Annotated in this window: 18 protein-coding genes and 1 tRNA gene; 11 read left to right on the top strand and 8 right to left on the bottom strand. The window is 63.7% G+C overall.

Annotated elements, in window-relative coordinates; all coding sequences use genetic code 11:
* Nucleotides 1–87: 87 nt before the first annotated feature.
* Together WC704_RS13695 and WC704_RS13690 are read left to right on the top strand one after the other, a co-directional pair.
* Complete coding sequence (locus WC704_RS13695; RefSeq protein ID WP_372890803.1) at nucleotides 88–1,215, top strand: acyl-CoA dehydrogenase family protein; 1,128 nt, start codon at nucleotides 88–90, stop codon at nucleotides 1,213–1,215.
* Nucleotides 1,215–2,093 carry an acyl-CoA thioesterase gene (locus WC704_RS13690; protein WP_372890801.1) on the top strand — a complete coding sequence of 293 codons (879 nt, stop codon included), beginning with the start codon at nucleotides 1,215–1,217 and terminating at the stop codon, nucleotides 2,091–2,093. The genes WC704_RS13695 and WC704_RS13690 overlap by 1 nt, the downstream gene beginning before the upstream one ends.
* A 51-nt stretch (nucleotides 2,094–2,144) precedes the next feature.
* On the opposite strand, the gene WC704_RS13685 is transcribed toward WC704_RS13690, so the two are convergent.
* The 5 genes from WC704_RS13685 to WC704_RS13665 are packed head-to-tail and all read right to left on the bottom strand — an operon-like array spanning nucleotide 2,145 to nucleotide 7,178.
* Complete coding sequence (locus WC704_RS13685) at nucleotides 2,145–2,945, bottom strand: SDR family NAD(P)-dependent oxidoreductase (protein WP_372890799.1); 801 nt, start codon at nucleotides 2,943–2,945, stop codon at nucleotides 2,145–2,147.
* Nucleotides 2,946–2,956: 11 nt separating this feature from the next.
* Complete coding sequence (locus WC704_RS13680; protein ID WP_372890796.1) at nucleotides 2,957–3,721, bottom strand: SDR family NAD(P)-dependent oxidoreductase; 765 nt, start codon at nucleotides 3,719–3,721, stop codon at nucleotides 2,957–2,959.
* Nucleotides 3,722–3,745: 24 nt separating this feature from the next.
* Nucleotides 3,746–4,813: a phosphotransferase family protein gene (locus tag WC704_RS13675; protein WP_372891274.1), complete on the bottom strand. Its 1,068-nt coding sequence runs from the start codon at nucleotides 4,811–4,813 to the stop codon at nucleotides 3,746–3,748.
* Complete coding sequence (locus WC704_RS13670) at nucleotides 4,813–5,898, bottom strand: Zn-dependent alcohol dehydrogenase (protein ID WP_372890794.1); 1,086 nt, start codon at nucleotides 5,896–5,898, stop codon at nucleotides 4,813–4,815. Before WC704_RS13670 ends, WC704_RS13675 begins: the two co-directional genes overlap by 1 nt.
* Nucleotides 5,895–7,178: an acyl-CoA dehydrogenase family protein gene (locus WC704_RS13665; protein WP_372890792.1), complete on the bottom strand. Its 1,284-nt coding sequence runs from the start codon at nucleotides 7,176–7,178 to the stop codon at nucleotides 5,895–5,897. The genes WC704_RS13670 and WC704_RS13665 overlap by 4 nt, the downstream gene beginning before the upstream one ends.
* Nucleotides 7,179–7,322: 144 nt before the next feature.
* Between WC704_RS13665 and WC704_RS13660 the strand changes: the two genes are divergently transcribed.
* The 3 genes from WC704_RS13660 to WC704_RS13650 all read left to right on the top strand — a co-directional run bounded on the left by WC704_RS13660 (nucleotide 7,323) and on the right by WC704_RS13650 (nucleotide 11,040).
* Complete coding sequence (locus tag WC704_RS13660) at nucleotides 7,323–8,567, top strand: TetR/AcrR family transcriptional regulator (RefSeq protein WP_372890791.1); 1,245 nt, start codon at nucleotides 7,323–7,325, stop codon at nucleotides 8,565–8,567.
* 149 nt (nucleotides 8,568–8,716) lie between these two features.
* Nucleotides 8,717–9,901, top strand: a complete 1,185-nt coding sequence (locus WC704_RS13655; protein ID WP_372891272.1) for an acyl-CoA dehydrogenase — start codon at nucleotides 8,717–8,719, stop codon at nucleotides 9,899–9,901.
* 20 nt (nucleotides 9,902–9,921) lie between these two features.
* Nucleotides 9,922–11,040, top strand: a complete 1,119-nt coding sequence (locus tag WC704_RS13650) for a CaiB/BaiF CoA transferase family protein (RefSeq protein ID WP_372890789.1) — start codon at nucleotides 9,922–9,924, stop codon at nucleotides 11,038–11,040.
* On the opposite strand, the gene WC704_RS13645 is transcribed toward WC704_RS13650, so the two are convergent.
* Nucleotides 10,990–12,327, bottom strand: a complete 1,338-nt coding sequence (locus WC704_RS13645; protein ID WP_372890787.1) for a sugar MFS transporter — start codon at nucleotides 12,325–12,327, stop codon at nucleotides 10,990–10,992. The genes WC704_RS13650 and WC704_RS13645 overlap by 51 nt on opposite strands.
* A 154-nt stretch (nucleotides 12,328–12,481) precedes the next feature.
* Here WC704_RS13645 and WC704_RS13640 point away from each other — a divergent pair, with 154 nt between their 5' ends.
* The gene (locus tag WC704_RS13640; RefSeq protein ID WP_372890785.1) at nucleotides 12,482–13,243 is read left to right on the top strand and encodes a class II aldolase/adducin family protein; all 762 of its coding nucleotides are present in this window, start codon (nucleotides 12,482–12,484) and stop codon (nucleotides 13,241–13,243) included.
* Nucleotides 13,244–13,247: 4 nt separating this feature from the next.
* On the opposite strand, the gene WC704_RS13635 is transcribed toward WC704_RS13640, so the two are convergent.
* Nucleotides 13,248–14,048, bottom strand: a complete 801-nt coding sequence (locus WC704_RS13635) for a class III extradiol ring-cleavage dioxygenase (RefSeq protein ID WP_372891270.1) — start codon at nucleotides 14,046–14,048, stop codon at nucleotides 13,248–13,250.
* Nucleotides 14,049–14,140: 92 nt separating this feature from the next.
* Between WC704_RS13635 and WC704_RS13630 the strand changes: the two genes are divergently transcribed.
* The 3 genes from WC704_RS13630 (at nucleotide 14,141) to WC704_RS13620 (ending at nucleotide 16,503) form a co-directional block, all read left to right on the top strand.
* Nucleotides 14,141–14,683, top strand: a complete 543-nt coding sequence (locus WC704_RS13630; protein WP_372890783.1) for a (2Fe-2S)-binding protein — start codon at nucleotides 14,141–14,143, stop codon at nucleotides 14,681–14,683.
* 107 nt (nucleotides 14,684–14,790) lie between these two features.
* Nucleotides 14,791–15,735 (top strand): RcnB family protein, encoded by a 945-nt coding sequence (locus tag WC704_RS13625; protein WP_372890781.1) that lies wholly within the window; start codon nucleotides 14,791–14,793, stop codon nucleotides 15,733–15,735.
* 87 nt (nucleotides 15,736–15,822) lie between these two features.
* Nucleotides 15,823–16,503 (top strand): prolyl hydroxylase family protein, encoded by a 681-nt coding sequence (locus WC704_RS13620; protein ID WP_372890779.1) that lies wholly within the window; start codon nucleotides 15,823–15,825, stop codon nucleotides 16,501–16,503.
* A 9-nt stretch (nucleotides 16,504–16,512) separates the two neighbouring features.
* Here WC704_RS13620 and WC704_RS13615 read toward each other — a convergent pair whose 3' ends face one another.
* The gene (locus WC704_RS13615; protein ID WP_372890777.1) at nucleotides 16,513–18,798 is read right to left on the bottom strand and encodes a penicillin acylase family protein; all 2,286 of its coding nucleotides are present in this window, start codon (nucleotides 18,796–18,798) and stop codon (nucleotides 16,513–16,515) included.
* A 103-nt stretch (nucleotides 18,799–18,901) separates the two neighbouring features.
* On the opposite strand from WC704_RS13615, the gene recJ reads away from it, so the two are divergent.
* Nucleotides 18,902–20,677, top strand: coding sequence for a single-stranded-DNA-specific exonuclease RecJ (gene recJ / locus WC704_RS13610; protein WP_372890775.1), 1,776 nt, complete (start codon nucleotides 18,902–18,904; stop codon nucleotides 20,675–20,677).
* 79 nt (nucleotides 20,678–20,756) lie between these two features.
* Nucleotides 20,757–20,831, top strand: a tRNA-Glu gene (locus WC704_RS13605).
* Nucleotides 20,832–21,397: the final 566 nt, after the last annotated feature.

Raw genomic sequence — 21,397 nt, 5'->3', positions numbered from 1 at the left:
GGGGTCCACTTCTCCCACCGGCGGCTCGGCCCGAGGCGCGGTGGACCCCGGCACAGGGCCGGGGTGACGCATTGTTAGGACTGACACATGCCACTCTATCTCAACGACGATCAGACAGCGCTTCAGGACACGATCCGTGACTTCGTTGCCGACCATGCACCGGTCAGCCACATGCGCGCGCTCCGCGACAGCAAGGACACCACCGGATTCAGCCGCGACCTGTGGAGGAACTTCGCCGAAATGGGCTTTACCGGCATTTTGATCGACGAAGCCGAGGGCGGCCTTGGGCTCGGCCATGTCGAAGCGGGCGTGGTGCTGGAGGAAATCGGCCGCAACCTGTCGCCTTCGCCCTTCCTCGCCACCGCCGTCGCCGCAGTCGAAGCCCTGAAGGGCACCGCCCATGCCGCGCGCTGGTTCCCCGGCATCCTCGCGGGTGAAACCGTCGCCGCGCTCGCGATCGACGAAGCCGCCAAGCATCGTGACACGATCGGATTGCAGGCCGAACGCTCGGGCAACGGCTTCAAGCTCACCGGCAAGAAGCAATTCGTTACCCACGGGCATGTCGCCGATCTGCTGATCGTCGCCGCGCGCACCACAGGCAATGCCGACGATGCCGACGGCATTACGCTCTTCGCCATCCCCAAGGGTGCCGCCAACCTGACCGCGACGCCCGAGCGCCTCGCCGATGCCAGCCTCGCCGCCCGGTTCGATTTTGACGGGGTCGAGGTCGATGCCGATGCGGTGATTGGCGAGGTCGATCATGGCCGTTCGCCACTCGACCGCTTGCTCCGCGCCGGGCGTACCGGTGCCGCCGCCGAGCTACTCGGTGTCGGTGGCGGCGCGATGGACATGACGGTTGGCTATCTCAAGGAGCGCAAACAGTTCGGCACGGTGATCGGCAGCTTCCAGGCGCTGCAGCACCGCGCCGCGCACCTCTATTCCGAAATGGAAGTCGCGCGCGCGGCGGTGCTGAAGGCGCAACAGTTGCTGGACGCCGGGAGTGATGCCGCCGACACCGCCGTGTCGGTTGCCAAGGCGATGACGGGCATGGCGACGACGCTGTCGGTGCAGGAAGGCGTCCAGATGCACGGTGGGATCGGCATGACCGATGAATATGACATTGGCTTCTACATGAAGCGCGCGCGCGTGCTAGCCGAGATGTTTGGCGATGCCCATTTCCATGCGGACCGGATCGCGCGGGCGGCGGGCTATTGATGGACGACGTGCCTACGCCCGCCGAACTCGCGCAAAACCTCGTCGACTTGCTCGATGTCGAGGAGATCGACACCGATCTGTATCGCGGCATTCGCGGCAATGACGGGTTCGGGCGCGTGTTCGGCGGACAGGTGATCGCGCAGGCGTTGCAGGCAGCGCAACGCTCGACCGACGCCCTGCGCGCCGCGCATTCGCTCCATGCCTATTTCATGCGGCCAGGGGCGGAGGACCACCCGATCCTTTATCGGGTAGTGCGCGATTTCGACGGCAAAAGCTTTTCCACCCGTCGCGTGATCGCGACGCAGCGCGGCGTACCGATCCTCAACCTCGCTTGCTCGTTGCAGATGCCCGAAGGCGGCCTTGCCCATCAGGACGCAATGCCCGACGTGCCGCCGCCCGAAGGCCTGACCAACGATCGCGATTTGCGGCTGGCGATGATCGACCGCATTCCCGATCGCTTCCTCGCCAATTTCCTGCGCCCGCGCATGGTGGAAATCCGCCCGGTCGCGCCGCGCAGTTGGTTGGACCCGGTCAAACAGGCGCCGTTCCAGAACAGTTGGTTCCGCGTGGTCGCACCGATTCCGAATGATCCTGCCCTGCACCGCGCGGTGCTCGCTTATGCCTCGGACATGTCGCTGCTCGGCACGGCAACGCTGCCGCACGGTGTCAATTGGCTCACCCACAAATTGCAAAGCGCCAGTCTCGATCACTCGGTGTGGCTGCACGAAGATTTCCGCGCCGACGACTGGTTGCTCTATGCCTGCGACAGTCCGTGGGCCGGGCACGCGCGCGGGTTCAATCGCGGCAAGATTTTCACGCGTGACGGGCGTCTGGTCGCCAGCGTCGCGCAGGAAGGGCTGATCCGCCTGCGCGAGTGAGCGGAGCGTCGCCCCGCTCAACCCGAACGGGTTTGGCCGCGAAACACCGCGCTACACCGCAGTCTTGCCATAGTCCTGCCGGGTTACGGGGTGGCTGCTCGACAGCCCGCCATCGACCGCAATCGCCTGCCCGTTGACATAGCTTGCCGCGTCCGATGCCAGGAACGCCGCGACCTCCGCCAGTTCCTCGGGCTGCGCGCCGCGCCGCAGCGGGTTCAACCGACCGAGCCGGTCCATCTTCCCCGCATCGCGCGCATAATCGAACGTGGGCCTGGTCATGCCCGTCTCGGTCAAGCCGGGGCAGATCGCGTTGACGCGGACATTCGACCCCGAAAGCTGCTGCGCCGACACCATCGCCAGATTGATAACGCCAGCCTTGGATGCGGAATAAGCGGGCGACCCCGCGCCCGAGCGGATGCCCGCGACGCTCGCGGTCAGCACGATCGCGCCACCGCCACGCTCGGCGATCTTGGGGGCGGCGTGCTTGATCGCGAGGAACGGACCGATCATATTGACCCGCAACACCTCGGTTATCAGCGCGACATCGGTATCGAAGATGTTCGCCATCCCGCCGGAAATCCCGGCATTGGCGAACATGACGTCAAGACCGCCATAATATTCGCACGCGACCGAAACGGCGCGCACCACATCGTCCTCATTCCCCGCATCGATTCGGATCGCATGGGCAGTACCGCCCGCGCGGTCGATGAGATCGGCGGTTTCCTCGACCGTCTCGGCCTGGTCGGCGACGATCACCGATCCGCCCTCGCGCGCAAACAACAGCGCCGTCGCCCGCCCGATGCCCGAGCCAGCACCCGTGACGATGATCGATTTGCCGGTAAAGCGTGCCATATCTGCCTCTCCTAAATCGTCACGCCGCCATCGAGGACGATCGTCTGCCCGGTCATGAAGCTGCTCGCTTGCGCGGCGAGGAACACCACCGCCCCGGCGATTTCCTCGGGCTCACCAATGCGGCGCAGCGGCACGATCTTGTTCGCGGCTTCGATCCGTTCGGGGTCTTCCCATAGCGCACGCGCGAAATCGGTCTTGATAAGGCCGGGCGCGATGCAATTGACCCGGACGTTATCGGGCCCGAATTCATGCGCAAGGTTGCGCGCGAGTTGCATGTCGGCGGCCTTGGAGATGCAATAGGCCCCGATCAGCGTCGAGCCGCGCAATCCGCCGATCGAAGAGACGATGATGATGCTCCCTGCTTTACGCGCGCGCATCTCGGGCGCGACCATCGCGATCAGCCAGTGGTTGGAGACGATGTTGTTGTCGAGAATCTTGCGGAACTGCTCGTCGGCAATCCCCGCCTGCGGGCCGTAATAAGGATTGGAAGCGGCATTGCACACCAGCACGTCGATCTGCCCAAAGGCGGCGCGCGTGGCATCGACCAGATGTTGTAGCCCGGCCTTGTCGGAGATGTTCGCCGCAACCGCAATCGCGCGGCCTTCGCCATAGCGCGCGTTGATTTCGGCGGCGACGGTGTCGCACGCGTCCTGCTTGCGGCTGGAGATCACGACCTTCGCGCCATGCTCGGCCAGTTCGAAGGCGCTCGCCTTGCCGATTCCGCGCGAGGAACCGGTGATGATGGCGACTTTGCCGCTCAGGTCGAATTGGCTCATGCGTTTCCCTCTCTCGGCCCGCGTTTACGCGCCCGCCTTTTTGGCGAAATCCCATGCCGCCTCGGCCAGCGGACCGACCCGCTCGGCGGTTCGCGCCGCTTGCGCGCTGGAGGCGGTGCCATCGACGATGCGTTTCTTGATGCCCTGAACGATGCCGGTCAGGCGGAACAAGCTGTAGGCGAAGTACCAGTTGAGATTGGGCAGTCCGTTTCGCCCTGTTGCCGCACAATAGCGCGCCACCACTTCATCCACGGTGGGGATGCCGGTTTCAGGCCCATCCAGCCCCTTCACGCCAGAGCGCCCCTCGGGCTCGGTCACCCAGTTCATCAGGAAATAGGCAATGTCGGCCAGCGGATCGCCCAGCGTCGACAATTCCCAGTCGAGCACCGCCGCGACGCGCGGCGCGTCGGCTGCAAAGATCATATTGTCGATGCGGAAATCACCGTGGACGATCGACGTGCGCGTCTGCTCGGGCAGGGTGGCGGGCAGCCATTCGATCAACGCCTCGACCGCTGGCATATGCTCGGTCTCGGACGCGCGATATTGCTTGGTCCAGCGCGCCACCTGGCGTTCGAAATAATTGCCGGGACGGCCATAATCACCCAGCCCCGCCGCGACATAATCAGTATTGTGCAAGGCGGCGAGCGTATCGACCATCGCATCGTAATGCGCGCGGCGCTCGGGTGAGGTCATGCCCGGAAGCGCCCCGTCCCACAGGCTGCGCCCCTCGACCAGTTCCATCACATAGAACATCGATCCGATGACCGCTGGATCTTCGCATAGCCCGAACGGCGCCGGCACTGGAAAGCCGGTTGGATGCAACCCTGCGATCAGCCGATATTCCCGGTCCACCGCGTGCGCGGACGGAAGCAATTTGCCAAATGGCTGACGTCGCAGGACATAGCTTTTCCCTGACACATCAACCCGATATGTCGGGTTCGACTGACCGCCTTTGAACTTCGACAGCGTGACAGGACCGTCAATTGCGGGCATATGGCCCTTCATCCACGCCGCCACCGCGCCCGCATCGATCGTGTCGTCGGCGGGCACCGGAATGGTGCCGACCATCGTGATATCCGCGCTATCGACCATCATGCGAACTCGATCACAGACCGCACCGTGTCGCCGGTGCGCAAATTGGCGAGCGCGTGGTTGACGTCTTCGAGCGCGATCCGCTCCGCCACCATCGTGTCGAGATCGAGCTTGCCGTCGAGATACAGTTGCACCAGCCGCGGCATATCGATCGGAAAACGAGTCGAGCCCAACAGCGATCCTTGCAATTTTTTGCCGGTCAGGAAGGTCGGCCCGGCGATCTTCACCTCGCCGCCGGGCGCGATCATGCCGAGGATCGTCGCGGTGCCGCCGCGCCGCAGGATCGTCCAAGCGAGTTCGGCGGTATTGGGCCGCCCGACCGCCTCGATCGCATAATGCACCCCGCCCCCGGTCATCCCGGCGACCTTCTTCGCCAGATCGGGGTCGTTCGAATCGAGCGTGTGCGTGGCGCCCAGCTTCTCCGCCAGCGCGCGCTTGTCGGCGACGGGATCGATCGCGATGATCTGCCCCGCGCCCGCAATCTTGGCGGCGTTGATCGCCGCGAGCCCGATCCCGCCGCAGCCGATTACGGCAACGCTTTCGCCCGGCCGCAACTGACTGTCGTTGAAAATTGCCCCCGCCCCGGTAATCACCGCGCAACCTAGCAACGCCGCGCGATCCAGCGGCATCTCCTTGCTGATCGCGACACAGGCGTTTTCATGCACCAACATCATCTCGGCAAAGGCCGAGAGATTCAGGAACGGAGCGAGCGGCGTGCCGTCCTTCAAGCTCAGTCGCGGTGGCGCGCCCTTCGCCCGCCGCGTCGAGGGATCGATGCACAGCGACGGTCGCCCGCTCACGCAAAATTCGCACGCGCCGCAGAACACCGTGAAGAAGGTGATGACATGATCGCCTACCTTCAAATGCGCGACGTCGGAGCCGACCGCCTCGACAATCCCGGCAGCCTCATGCCCCGGCACGGTCGGCATCGGGTGCGGGAAGGCGCCATCGACGAAATGCAGGTCGGAGCGGCACACCCCGCACGCGACCGTGCGGATCAGCACTTCGCGGGGCCCCGGATCGGAGATCGCGATGTCCTCGATCACCAACTCGGTTTTTGGCGCGTAAAGGACAGCCGCTTTCACCGCGACACCGCCAGATCGCCGCTCGATGGCCGGTCCGCCTTGAACTCGGCATATTTACCGAACTCGTTGCGGGCGATCGCGCGGTTGTGGACTTCATCCGGGCCATCGGCGAAGCGCAAGGTCCGCATCGCGGCCCAATCGTGCGCCAGATGGAAATCGCTGGAGACACCCGCCCCGCCATGCGCCTGAATGGCGTCATCGAGGATTTTCAGCGCCATCATCGGCGCCTGCACCTTAATCATCGCGATTTCGAGCTGGGCTGACTTATTACCGGCCTTGTCCATCATGTCAGCGGCCTTCAGGCACAGCAGCCGCGTCATCTCGATATCGATCCGCGCGCGCGCGATGCGTTCTTCCCACACGCTATGGTCAGCGATGCGCTTGCCAAAGGCGACGCGCGACAGCAGGCGCTTGGCCATCGCCTCGATTGCGGTTTCCGCCGTCCCGATCGTGCGCATACAATGGTGGATGCGCCCCGGCCCGAGCCGCCCCTGCGCAATCTCAAAGCCGCGCCCTTCGCCCAACAGGACGTTCTCGACCGGAACGCGCACGTCCTTCAACACCACTTCGCCATGCCCGTGCGGGGCGTGGTCATAGCCATAGACCGACAGCATCCGCTTGATCGTCACGCCCGGCGCATCCATCGGCACCAGCACCTGGCTTTGCTGACTGTGCCGCGACGCGCCGGGGTTGGTCTTGCCCATCGTAATCGCCACCTTGCAGCGCGGATCGCCCACGCCCGACGACCACCATTTGGTGCCGTTGATGACGTATTCGTCGCCATCACGCACGATCGAGGTCTCGATATTGGTCGCATCGGAGGATGCCACCGCAGGCTCGGTCATCAGGAAGGCGGATCGAATCTCGCCGTTCATCAATGGCCGCAGCCACTGCTCCTTCTGTTCGCGCGTGCCATAACGATGCAGCACCTCCATATTGCCGGTATCGGGGGCCGAGCAGTTAAAACATTCGCTCGCCCAGCCAACCTTGCCCATCTCCTCGGCGCATAACGCATATTCGAGATTGGTCAGTTGGGTGCCTTCGAATTCGAAACTGTCGTCGACATGGCTTTGCCCCGAATGCGGCGGCATGAAGAAATTCCACAGCCCGGCGGCCTTGGCCTTTTCCTTCATCTCCTCGATGACGGGAATGACCTTCCAGCGCTCGCCCGCGTCGTGTTGCGCGTCAAATTCGGCCTGGCGCGGACGGATCTGCTGGTCGATGAACCCCTTCACGCGGTCCCGAAAATAGGTTTCGCGTTCGCTGAAGCTGAAGTCCATCTGCTCTCTCCGATCTTGCTGTCGGATCGCTGGTTAGACCGTACCGCGTATTCGGTAAAGCGTCTTTGGCGCTCAAAATGCGCGGAATGCCGCAGCTAACAAAAATGACTGTTTCTTCTAAAAGATGATGTTACAGTTTCCGGCATGGAGGCCACCGACACCATTCCGCCCGAGGAAGACACCAGCACCAAGCGCTTTCGCGCCAAGCGTGACGCGATTCTGGCGGCCGCAGCCGAAGCGATCAACGAACAGAGCGCGAAGGGTATGACCTTCGCCGATGTCGCGCGCCGGGTCGGCCTGAATACCACCAGCGTTACCTATTATTTCAAGCGCAAGGAAGACCTCGCCGCGGCGTGTTTCGAGCATACGCTGGAGCGGCTACTCGGGATGCTCGAGGAATCGCTCGCCGAACCGACGCCGCGCGCGCGTGTCGCGAAATATCTGTCGCTCAACATGGCGCGATTGGCGCGAATCCAGCGTGGCGAGGAAACTTCGTTCGCGATTCTGTCCGACCTGCGCGCGATGGAAGAGCCCGTGCTCGGTCGCCTTATGTCGGGCTGGCGCGAAGTCTTTCGCAAGACGCGCAGCCTGTGGGGCCCGACCGCGAACCGCGCACAAACCGATTTGCACGGCGGGCGGGCGCATGTGCTGCTGGAAAACACCTTCTGGCTGCCGGTGTGGCTCAACCGGTACGATCTCGACCAATATCCGCGTGTCGAAGAGCGCCTAATGGACGTGTTCGCCCACGGCATCGCCGGGCCGAACGCGCATTGGGCGCCCGAGTTGATCGATCTCGCGCATGATGAGCCAGAGCCGGGGCGCGAGGCGTTTCTGCTCGCGGCGACGCGACTGATAAACCAACTCGGCTATCGCGGCGCTTCGGTGCAGAAAATTGCGTCCGAACTGAATGTTACCAAGGGCAGTTTCTACCACCATCTCGATGCCAAGGACGATCTGGTGCTGGCATGCTACAAACGCAGCCTCGACACCGTCGCCGACGCGCAGCGCCTTGCCGACGAACGCGGCGGCAGCCATTGGGAGCGCCTTTCGGGCACGATTGCCACTTTGCTCGACGTCCAGTTTTCCGAACGCGGGCCGCTGCTGCGCACGACCGCACTGTCTGGCCTGCCAAGCGAGGCGCGACTGGCAATGGTCGATCGTTCGAACCGGATCGCGCGGCGCTTTGCGGGCACGATGAGCGACGGCATCGCCGAAGGTTCGATCCGCCCGGTCGACCCGTTGATCGCCGCGCAGGCGCTGATGGCGATGCAAAATGCGGCGTTCGACATGCGGAAATGGGCGCATACGATGACACGCGAGCGCGCGATCGGCTATTACGCGTCAACCCTGGCGTTCGGCCTGTTCGACGACCGGATTTTGGACCAATAACCTCTTCCTTTCATACTTCCCCGGCGAAGGCCGGGGCCCAACCGGAGTGCCAGAGGTAAGCGGGCACAGCCCTCGCCAACGATCACTTCGCCACTGGGCTGCGGCCTTCGCCGGGGAAGCATTCAGAATGATAAATGCTGGAGTATCACATGGCCGAAATGGCGCGTTTCGATTGGGCCGACCCGTTCTTCCTCGACGATCAGCTTGAGGATGACGAACGGATGATCCGCGATTCGGCGCGGGCTTATGCGCAGGACAAGCTCGCCCCGCGTATTATCGACGCCTTTCAGAACGAAATCACCGACCCCGACATCTTCCGCGAAATGGGCGCGCTCGGTCTGCTCGGGCCAACGGTGCCCGAGGAATATGGCGGCGTTGGTGCCTCCTATGTCGCTTATGGCCTGGTCGCGCGCGAAGTCGAGCGCATCGACTCGGGCTACCGTTCGATGATGTCGGTGCAGTCGAGCCTCGTCATGTACCCGATCCTGGCTTACGGATCGGAAGAGCAGAAGCGCAAATATCTCCCCAAGCTTGCGACTGGCGAATGGATCGGTTGTTTCGGCCTGACCGAACCCGATGCAGGCTCCGACCCCGGCAGCATGACGACGCGCGCGAAGAAGGTCGATGGCGGCTATCTGCTGTCAGGCGCGAAAACGTGGATTTCCAATTCGCCAATCGCCGATGTGTTCGTCATCTGGGCCAAGTCAGAGGCGCATGGCGATGGCATTCGCGGCTTCATCGTCGAAAAGGGCGCAAAGGGCCTCGCCACGCCCAAAATTGAGGGCAAACTGTCGCTGCGCGCTTCGATCACCGGCATGATCCTGATGGACGAGATCGAACTTAACGAAGACGCGTTGCTGCCCAATGTGCAGGGCCTGAAAGGCCCGTTCGGCTGCCTCAACCGCGCACGCTACGGCATCAGTTGGGGCGCGCTTGGCGCCGCCGAATTCTGTTTCCATGCCGCGCGGCAATATGGGCTCGACCGCAACCAATTCGGCACACCACTCGCCGGGCGGCAATTGTTCCAGAAGAAGCTGGCCGACATGGAAACCGAAATCGCGCTTGGCCTGCAGGCTTCGCTGCGTGTCGGTCGCCTGATGGATGCGGGCAAGTTCGCGCCCGAGATGATCTCGATCGTCAAACGCAACAATGTCGGCAAGGCCTTGGACATCGCCCGCAACGCCCGCGACATGCACGGCGGCAACGGCATTTCCGGCGAATATCAAGTGATGCGCCATTTGATGAACCTGGAAACGGTCAACACCTATGAGGGCGCGCACGACGTCCACGCGCTCATCCTCGGTCGCGCGATTACCGGGATTGCCGCCTTTTAAGGCCAATAAGGAGAGACAGCATGGCATCCCCGCCCCTCGCCGGACTTCGCATCCTCGAAATGGCGGGGATCGGGCCGGGGCCGTTCTGCGGCATGATGCTTGCCGATCATGGCGCGGAGGTTATCCGGGTCGAACGCCCGGGCGCCGGTGGACTGACCGAGGCCGCGCGCGATCCCTTGCTCCGCTCGCGCCGGACGATCGCGCTTGACCTTAAAAAGCCCGAGGCGATCGCTGCGGTCCGTCGCATCGCCGCCACGTGCGACGGGCTGATCGAGGGTTTCCGGCCAGGCGTAATGGAGCGCCTTGGGCTCGGCCCGGAGGTGCTGCTCGCCGATAATCCGAAGCTCGTTTATGGCCGCATGACCGGCTGGGGCCAGACCGGCCCACTGGCCAGCGAGCCGGGCCACGACATCGATTACATCGCGATTTCGGGCACGCTCCACGCCTTGGGCGAAGCCGGAGGCAAACCGGTCGCGCCGATCAATCTGGTCGGGGATTTCGGCGGAGGCGGGATGATGCTGGCCTTCGGTATGCTCGCCGCGATCCTGAAGGCGCAAGCGACCGGCCAGGGACAAATCGTCGATTGCGCGATGACAGATGGCTCGGCGGTGCTCGCCAGCATGATCTGGGGGTTCCGCGCGATGGGCCGCTGGAGCGGGGAGCGCGGCACCAACCTGCTCGACGGCGGCGCGCATTTCTACGACACGTATGAAACCGCCGACGGCAAGTGGATCGCGGTCGGGGCGATCGAACCGCAATTCTATGCGGCGCTACGCCGGGTAATGGGTTTGGATGGCGCGGAATGGAATGCCCAATTCGCCCCCGCATCGTGGCCGCGGCTGAAGGCGGAACTCGCCGATCGCTTCAAACTGCGCACGCGCGACGCGTGGGTTTCGGCGTTCGAGGGCCACGAAGCCTGCGTCGCCCCTGTCCTCGGCTTCGATGAAGCCGTCGCACACCCGCACAACGTCGCGCGCGCGACCTTCATTACGACGGGCGGGGTTACGCAACCCGCTCCCGCCCCGCGCTATTCAGCGAGCGACACCGTGCCGCCGCGCATGGCAGGCGACACGGAAAGCGCTGCGATCCTAGCTGAAGTCGGTTTTGAGCCCGGCGAGATCGCGACCTTGCTCGGCTGATTGCGCGACGACCGGTCGCCGCGCGTAGATCCCATAGCCAGCGATGATCGCATAACAGGCTGCCGGCAGGATCAACGCGAAGCGCAGGCTGCTGGCATCGGCGATCATACCCGTCAGCGGCGGGATCACCGCGCCACCGACGATTGCCATCGCAATCACGCCCGACCCTTCCGCCGCACGCTTGCCCAGGCCTTCGCTCGCCAGGCTGAAAATGGTCGGGAACATGATCGAATTGACCAGCCCGATCGTCAGCAACGACCAGCCCGAAACCACGCCCGTGCTGTTGGCGGACAGCAGGATCAGCGCAATCGCGCCCACCGCGACACCCGCCAAAACCTTGCCCGGCGATACGTAGCGCAGCACGACACCGCCAACCACGCGACCGACCAACGCCCCGAACCAATACACCGCGACATGCTTGCCAGCGGTTTCGCCATCGAAACCAAGCGTGTTGGCCTGCATCAGATAGCTGACGATCAGCGAGCCGATCGCGACTTCCGCGCCGACGTAGAGGAAGATGCACATCGCGCCGAGCCCGAAGCGCGGGCGCTGCAGCAGATCGAACGCGCGCAGGATGCTGCCTTGATCGTCAACCGCCGTGGTCAGGCGGTTGCGACGAGTCCAGACAACCGCCGCCACGATCAGCAACGCGATCGCCAGACCGATATAGGTGTGAACCACCGTCTGCGTCTCGGCTGTACGGTAAGCATCAAGCGCTGCGCCCGACAAGGTCTTCGGGTCGATCTTCGCCAGCGAACCGAGAATCAGGATCGATCCCACGATCGGGAAAACCGTCGTGCCAAGCGAATTGAACGCCTGTGCAAAGGTCAAGCGGCTCGACGCGGTGCGCGGCGGCCCGAGCAGCGAGATCAGCGGATTGGCGACGACCTGCACCGTGGTGATGCCCGCCGCCAGCACGAACAACGCCATCAGGAACACGGCAAAAGTGCCCGATTGCGATGCCGGAATGAACAGCAAACACCCTGCCGTCATCGTCAACAACCCAATCGATGCGGCCCGCATATACCCCGCCTTGCGCACGACTGCGGCGGCGGGAATCGAGAAGATGAAATACGCCGCGAAAAAGGCCGATTGCACCAGCAACGCCTGCCCGTAGCTTAGCGTAAACAGGTCTTTCAGCTTGGGGATGATGACATCATTCAGGCTGGTGATGCCGCCGAAGATGAAGAACAGCGCAAACACGAAAACTTGCAGATCAGGCGCATTCACGCCCTTGGTGGCAATATCGTCAACATCCTGCGTTGGTTTGGCGGCGTCGATGTGCATGTGATCCTCTCTCGGCCGCTAACGCGCCGTTTTCCTGCTCATCGCCCCTGTGCCCCGACCAAGGGCGGTCTGGCAATCCCCCGGTCTGGCAATCCGGTGAATCTCATGCGATACCAACATCACAGAAAAATAATCCGGATGAGGAGAGTCCGCTATGGCCACCGCAATCCTTCGCGCCGCGAAGATGTCCGAAGCCGAATGGGCGACGCGACAGGAGCTCGCCGCCTGCTACCGCGTCTTCGCGATGCTTGGCTGGTCGGAAATGATCTACAACCACATCACGCTGAAAGTGCCCGAGGAAGAGGGTGCCTTCCTGATCAATCCGTTTGGCCTGCATTTCAGCGAGGTCACCGCCTCCAGCCTGGTCAAAATCGATATTGACGGCAACAAGCTCGACGACAGCCCCTACCCCGTCAATCGCGCCGGGTTCGTGCAGCACGCGCTGTTCCACCGCCATCTGCCCGACGCGCACTGCATCATGCACACCCACACCACCGCCGGCATGGCGGTGAGTTCGCTTGAAGGGGGCCTACGCGCGACCAATTTTTACGCATGCAATTTTGCCGGGCAGATCGCCTATCACGATTTCGAAGGCGTCACCGTTCGCGACGAGGAAGGCACACGGCTGCTCGAACATCTCGGCGACAAGCGCGTAATGCTGCTCAAGAATCACGGCATTCTCGTCATGGGCAGGACGCTGCCGGAGGCGTTCGTCAAGCATTGGTCGCTGCAACGCGCCTGCGAAATCCAGATCGCGACGATGTCGATGGGCACGCCAATCGAGGTATCGCCAGAGGTGATCGCGGTGCATCAGCGCGACCTGCACATGGCACAGGTGCCGGGTGGGCCCGGCAAGGCCGATTTCGACGCGATGGTGCGCTTGGTCGACAAGATCGATACCGGCTGGCGCGCCTGAAACCTCAGCCGAAACGATAGCCCGACAACGCCCAACCGAGCACGTGATCGGCATAGTCGCGCACCGCCGGACCGTCGCCCCCCGCGCCGAGCGCAACCATCAACGGTAGCAGATGCTCGGCCTGCGGGTGTGCGAAGCGCGCATGGGGCAATTTTTCCCACGCAGCCACTCGCGCGGCACGGGCGGCGGGATCGGGATCGGTAACGGCTGCGGTCAGCGCGGCGTCCCATTCGTCGGCGACCGCCGTCACCTGTGGGCCGCGTGCGCGCAAATTGTGGAAACTCATGCCAGACCCGACGATCAGCACCCCTTCATCGCGGAGCGGTGCCAACGCTCGCCCGATCGCGATGTGCGCGGCGGGATCGAGATCGGCGCGCAGCGAAAGCTGCACCAGCGGAATGTCGGCATCGGGCACCGCAACCATCATCGGGATGAACACACCATGATCCCAACCGCGCGCGGAATCTTCCTTCGTGGGGAAGCCCGCGCCCTCAAGCAGCGCCGCCACGCGCCGCGCCACATCCGGGTTGCCGTGCGATGGCCAGTCGAGCCGATAGGTATGCTCTGGAAAGCCGTAATAATCGAACAGCATGGGGTGCCCGTCGCCGCCATTGATGGTCAGCTCCGGCTCTTCCCAATGCCCCGACACCATCAGGATCGCGCGTGGTCGATCGGGCAGCGACGCGATCATCCCGGCCAGATAGGCCTGCATCGCCCGCCACATCGGGTCGGGTGGTCCGCCCGCCGGATCCATGAAAAAGCAGGGGCCACCGCCATGCGGAATGAAGAGTGTAGGAAGCGTCATACGCTGCATATCGCCCGCCCCGCCCCACCCCACAATCGCAGGACGGGAAACGACCCGTTTCGCCCAGGCGCATCTTGGCCTATCGTCGCGGCATGACCCGCTTCACCGTCAATAACCAGCCTGTGCAATATCGGATGGATCCGGACACGCCCTTGTTATGGGCGCTGCGCGATGCCTCGAACCTGACGGGGACGAAATATGGCTGTGGCAATGGCGAGTGCGGGGCGTGCACCGTCGACATCGATGGCGAAGCGGTGCGATCATGCCAGCGCACGATTGGCGCGGTCGAGGGGAGTTTTGTCACCACGATCGAAGGGCTGTCGCGCGACCGCACGCATCCGGCGCAAATGGCCTTCCTGGCCAAGAACGTGCCGCAATGCGGGTTTTGCATTCCCGGCATGATTATGGCGGCAGCGGTACTGCTCAAGAAAAACCGCAATCCCAGCGAGGATGACATCCGCGCCAGCATCACCAATCTGTGCCGCTGCGGCATTTATCCGCGATTGGTCGAAGCGGTGTTGCTCGCGGCAAGCGTGCAACGCGGCGACGAAACCATCGATGCTCCGCCGTCGCCCGGCGTTTCTCCAACCGACGCGGCACGCGAAGTTCCCGCGCTCATCCCACGCAGTAAATAATACCTTTCGCAAAGCTGTCAGCGCAATTCAGCGACGGCTCATCGACACTGGACCATAACGGGTTCAACGACCGGACATGGCGTCTGGACGAAGACAAGGATGTTTTGATGCGCAAGTCTCTGCTCGCCGCAATCATGGCGGCCTCTGCGTTGATCCCGGCGGCGGCGATGGCACAGGAGGGTGCCGACCGGCCGCATCGCGGTGACGGCCAAGGCCAACGGGAGGGACGGCCGCAGCGCCCGGCGTTGGTGGGAGACGAGGGTCGTCCGCAATGGCGCCGCCCCGAGGGGCAACCGGCCCCGCAGGCCCCGGTGGCGCGCCCACCCGAACCCCAGCGGCAACCGCAGCCGCAGGCACAACCCGCGCCGCAAGCGCAGCCGCAAGCCCCCCGGTGGTTCGATCGCGGTGACCGCGGTGACCGTCCCGATGGCCAAGGCGGCCGTCCCAGTTTCCGCCCGGGTCGCGGCGATGATCGCGGTGTGCAAGTGCCAGGCGTTCCGCCCCAACAGCCGCAGGGGCGCCCGTTGGATGGACGTCCCGAATATGGTGGCGGGCCGCGCGGTGGTCGTCCCGATTTCGACGACGGCGCGCGCGGACGGGATCCGCGCGCCGATGGTCGCGGTAATGACGGGCGGGGCAATGACGGGCGGGGTGGCGATTGGCGCGACCGCGATCACCGCTCCAACACTGGATATAATGGTTATAACGGTGGCTGGAACGGCAACGGGAATGCCAACCACAACTGGAACCGTGACTGGCGCCGCGACAATCGGTACAATTACAATTATTACCGCAACCGAAACCGCAACGTCTATCACCTGCCGCGTTATTATGCTCCGCCCGGATGGGGCTATGGATATCGGCGGTTTTCAATCGGCTTTACGCTGAGTGCATTCCTGTTCGATCAGGATTACTGGATCGATGACGCGGCCTATTACCGGCTCCCGCCGGCCTACGGCCCCTATCGCTGGGTGCGATATTACAATGACGCGTTGCTGGTTGATATCCGCACCGGCTATGTCGTCGATACGGTGTACGATATCTTCTGGTAACAACCGGAAACACGATGACAGTTGGGGCCGCAAACCGACGTTTACGGCCCCTTGTTTTTTCAGGCGTGCTCGGCAAAGTCCGCCGTCATGGCTCTGTTTGCAAAGAAATCGGGCGGCCCCTCGCCCTTACGCCGCCTGGTCGGCGAATCCGTATCGCTCCGGCTTGACGCCAATCCCGCAGTGAAGCGGGCCAAGGTCGAAGGTGCGCAAGTCTTCTACCACCCCGATTTTCTCGATGCCGCGACATGTGATCGGCTGGTCGGCTTGATCGACACCAACCGTCGCCGCTCGACCGTGCTCGCCGAGGAATCGGTGCAGGATTTTCGCACCAGCGACAGTTGCGATATGGATCGCTGGTCACCCGACGTCCGCCCGACCGACGAAGCGATCGCCGATCTGCTCGGCATCGACCCAATTCACGGCGAAACGATGCAGGGCCAGCGTTACGCTATCGGCCAGCATTTCCGCGCGCACTTCGACTATTTCAACGAAGCCCAGCCTTATTGGCCCAAGATGGTCGAAACGGGCGGGCAACGCACCTGGACCGCGATGATCTACCTCAACGATGTCGAGGAAGGGGGTGCAACCTGGTTCCCCACCATTGGGCTTCGCGTTGCCCCGAAAAAGGGCTTGTTGCTTACCTGGAACAACATGAAGCCCGATGGCGATCGCAATACCGCCACGCTGCACGAAGGGATGCCGGTGGTGCAGGGCACCAAATATGTCGTCACCAAATGGTTCCGCGAGGGCAATTGGATCAAGCCATGATCCAACCGCTTATTGGCTGATCCGCACGCTCTTGCGCCCCCCGTCTGCCAAAATCTGCGCCTCGCTAAACGGCAAATGGTGGAAACGCTTCGCCGAAAATGCGCGCGTCTGGTCTCCGAAATACGGCGATGCCGGATCGGTCGATTGCGAATAACTGAGCAGCGCATCCGCCACCGGCCCGGCTTTGTCGAAGGTGACAATCTGGACGTAGCTTGACCCATGTTTGGGCACGATCCCGCCCGGAACGGCGTCGGATTGCTGGACGTTGAGCACGCCCAATTGACCGGAGGCGCCGTGGATCGGGATATGGTTCTGCCCGCGCACCGCGAACTGGACGTCGCCCCAACGCGCATCGAGCGCGATTCCCTGCTTTTCCAGCGCAGCCGAAGCCGCCTTCAGCGCGGCAAGCAATTTGGCCGCTTGTGCGCCGCTCGTCACAAAATCGCGTGGGGTGTGAACGGGATCGGCCTTGTCGAACGGCACCGCCCACAAGCCCGGCAGCGACCGCACTCCCTCCCAGAAGGTTGCGAACAAATAAGCGCCACGGCTGTCGAGATCGAAGCGCCGGTCCCAACCGCCAAGCGCCGCGCACGCCGCCGCCACATCCTCCTGCCCGCGACACAAAGCCAGTAATGGATCGATCGCAAGTTCAGCCGCCAGGCTCTTATTGGCAAAGGCCATCGCTTCAGCGGCGGCGGGGTCGACCTTGGTGCCCGGCAATCCATCGGTGCCGTTCAGCCGTCGGTCGATCTCGATCAGGCCCGAGCGCGTCCGCAGCGTCCGTTCGCTCTCGGCTGCCCCCAGGATGGGCGAGCGGACCACGGCGGGAACCTTGGGGTTGCTCAACCAATAGCTGTCATTGCTGTTGGCGACATAGTCCCGCCGCTCCAGCACCGCCTGATCCCCCGCCGGCATCAAGCCGGCGACCGGCGTGCCCACGGCCCGATCCCAATCGCAGACCGAGCGGCTACCATCGAGCAGAATGAGTTTGCCTTTCAGCGCGCCGGACAGCGGCATCCCGCACGTACGCACCTTCTCCGCCGATACGTTGGGCACCGCAGTTACATCGGCGTGCAGCGCATTTCCCGCGCGATCGGCGGCGATGGTGTTGACCCACGGAATGCCCAGCGTCCGCTCCACTGCCGCGCGTACCTCGCCCACGCTGCGCGCCTGCCCGATCGCGACCCACGTTTCCAGCGCCCGCTGATTGTTGTGGTTGGCATCGCGCAGCGCATAGGCTTGGGTCCTGGTCCAGCCGAACCCGGCCAGCGGATTGTAGACGATCGTCCCGTAGCGCGTCGCATAGGTCGTCCGCTGTACCGGCGGAGCGCCATCCGGCATCGGCACAGAAATCACCTGCCGCCGCATCGCCTCGCTCTTGCCATCGACCAGATATTTAGTCGGGTCGGCGGGATCGAGCTTGAGCTGGAACACCGTAAAATGCTGCGCTGCCGTCACCGTGTGCGTCCAGGCGACGTCCTTGTTAAAGCCAAGCGTTACGATCGGCGCACCCGCGATCCCCACGCCCATCGCATCATACTGGCCGGGCAAGGTCAGGTGCATCTCATAAAAACGCGACGGCCCGTTCCACGGAAAATGCGGGTTTCCGACAACAAGGCCGCGACCGTTGGCGGTGACCTCTTTGCCGAAGGCCCAGCCATTGCTGCCAAAACCAATGTCGCGCGGCCGCAGCCGGTCTTCACCAGGGATGAATGCAGCCTGTGTCCCGCCGGGCGGCACCGCGTGGACAACCAGTGGCGCCAGCGCCAGCGAGCTTGCCAGCAACATCTGCTTTTCGTTCAACCGCAGCATATCGTCGAGCGTGATCGGGCGAACCCACCCCTTGCCGCGACACTCGCCGGGGACACCCGCCGGGCCGATATCGCGCAGCAGCTTGTTATACCCGGCGACATAGCCGCGCACGAGCGCACGCGTGGTGGGATTGCCGCGCGCCATGCCCGCCCGCAAGGTTGGCACATCGATCACCGAGCGGAAAAAGACATCCGACGAGAGATTGTCGATCTTGTCGAAGCCGAGCACGGCGCTCTCCTTCGGCCCGAACCAGCGCGATCGCTCGCCCGCGACGGTGGCGAACTCCTCGGCCAACATACACAGATTGTCCTGCGCATAGGCATAAGCGACGCCGTAGCCGAGGCCACCCCATGTGGTCGCGCGGATATGCGGAATGCCGAAGGTCGTGCGGGTGATCGTCGCGGAAAAATGCGCCGGAGCGGCCCCCACCGGCGTGGCCGCCATCAATGCCAACCCCAACGCCGCGCTCGTCACGTACCGCATCGCCCCACCCTCTCTTGTTTTTTGGTATCGTCGCACAGCGCGTGGATGCGGTCCAGCCGCACCGCGATTTGCGCGATGGCGACATCGGCGTAGGAGGGCGGCAATGAACACCGTGCTCAACATCACCCATTCGATTCTCGGCCAGCCGTGGCGCTGGCGTATGCTGGAGACCGACGCGCGTGACCCCGGCTTCGCGCCCGATGATCTGGTCACGCAATTGCTGCTGGCACGCGGTTGCCCGCGCGATGCGCTGACGGCCTACAAAGCCCCCAGCATCCGCGCCTTCATGCCCGATCCCTCGATTTTCCGGGATATGGACCGCGCCGCTGATCGCCTTGCCGACGCGGTGCAGGCGGGCGAACAAATCGCGGTGTTCGGCGATTATGACGTCGATGGCGCCACCTCGGCGGCGTTGATGATCCTGTTATTGCGCGACCTTGGCCTGGAGGCGCGGCCCTATATTCCGGACCGGCTGATGGAGGGTTACGGCCCGTCAGGCCCGGCACTGGTGCGCCTGAAGGACGAGGGTGCCAGCCTCATCATCACCGTCGATTGCGGCGCGCAGGCATTCGAGGCGCTGGAGATGGCGCGCGTCGCTGGCGTGGACGTTGTCGTGGTCGACCATCACAAATGCGCGAGCGCCCTGCCCCATGCACTCGCCCTGGTGAACCCCAATCGGCTCGACGAGACCGAGGGGGCAGCGCACGGCCATCTCGCCGCCGTCGGCGTCGCCTTTCTGCTGGGTGCCGCGCTGATCCGTACACTGCGCACACGCGGATTTTTCACCGATCGCGCCGAACCAAAATTGCTCGATTTGCTCGATCTGGTGGCGCTCGGCACCGTCGCCGATGTCGCCTCGCTCAAGGGCCTCAACCGCGCCTTCGTCGCGCAAGGGCTCAAGGTGATGGCCAAGCGCGGCAATATCGGGATCGACGCGCTGCTGACAGCCTCACGGCTGACTCGCGCGCCGACCAGCACCGATCTCGGCTTCGCGCTCGGACCCCGCATCAATGCCGGCGGGCGCGTCGGGAAGTCCGATCTCGGCGTCCGCTTGCTGACAACGCGCGACCCGGGCGAAGCCGAGCGAATCGCAACCGAACTCGACCAGCTCAACGAAGAACGCCGCGCGATCGAAGCGATCGTACAGGAAGCCGCCGAAACGCTCGCCGCGCACAAGAGCAACCGCGCGGTGATCGTCGTCGCCGGACATGGCTGGCACCCCGGCGTGATCGGGATCGTCGCCGGACGCCTGAAGGAGAAGTTCGGTCGCCCGGCACTCGTCATCGCGCTCGACGATGCGGGCATCGGCAAGGGCTCGGGGCGATCGATCCCCGGCGTCGATCTGGGGGCCGCTGTGCTCGCCGCAAAAGAGGCCGATTTGCTGGTGGCAGGCGGCGGCCATGCGATGGCGGCTGGCCTGACGATTGCCGAGGACCGCATCGACGCCTTTGGTGACTTTCTGAGCGAACGTCTCGACGCCGCCGTCACCCGTGCGATGGGCGACCGCGCCCTGTTGCTCGACGCGGTGCTGAGCGCACGCGGCGTGACGCCCGATCTGGTCACGACAATGGAGGCTGGAGGCCCCTATGGCATGGGCTGGCCGCAACCGCGCGTGGTCGCGGGGCCGGTCCGCATCCTCAAGGCCGATGTGGTCGGCAACGGCCATGTCCGCGCGATTGTCAGCGGCGATTGCCCCGGCGGCGGCGGCGGCACGCTGAAGGCCGTCGCCTTCCGCCAGGCCGACACCGCGCTGGGCCAGGCCTTGCTGGGGGTAGCCCCGCACCGCCGCCTGTGGCTGGCGGGCCGCGCACGCATCGACGACTGGGGCACTCGCCCCGCCGCCGAATTGCACATCGATGATGCCGCCTGGGCTGATTGATTCAACAAATGCGACACAATGGGTTGACCAACCCGCCCACTTTGCCTAACCGGCCCTTCGCTCCCGAGCATTCGGGCACGGCCCCTTCGTCTAGCGGTTAGGACGCGGCCCTTTCACGGCTGAAGCACGGGTTCGATTCCCGTAGGGGTCACCAGGCAAGCGAATTATCGCGTTGGTTTGGCGTGATAAAATCGCAAATCGCCCGTTTCGGCACCACAAATGTTCCCACATATTGCATTGGTTCTGATGGGCCGTATCAAGACGACGTGGGACGATTCGATCGATAATTCGGTGGGATAGGACGGCGCGCTGGACCGTTTGTGGCCATGCCCTTCCGGTCGTTGAGCTTCTCGCCGGTGCCCATTCCTTACGCTCAACGAGTGAGCGCGCCACCGAAGTCAGTATCGTTAAGACGATGGTGGCCTTGGGTTCGCAGGAGCACCATTGTTATAGCTCACTGAAAATAGCAATCTGACATGGCCGACGCGGGGATCGTGGGGCTCATCAAATCAAGCCGAAAGTGCTGGGAATTCCGGACGATTCCGTTATGGTCGTGAAATCGACCCCACAAATTTTGCGCGAAGCGCCTTAGAGCGTGACCTGCCCCCCGCTGGTCCCGCAGTCATAACGAGAGTCTGTCGGATTGATATTCTTGCTCGCCCGCCGGCACAAGCGCGCCGGGCGGGACGCTTCTATTTTGCAGGAACGCCCGGCGCGCTT

This window comes from Sphingomonas sp., from assembly GCF_041661885.1.
Taxonomy (GTDB): Bacteria; Pseudomonadota; Alphaproteobacteria; order Sphingomonadales; family Sphingomonadaceae; genus Sphingomonas.
This window is presented reverse-complemented; position numbering and strand designations above follow the sequence as displayed.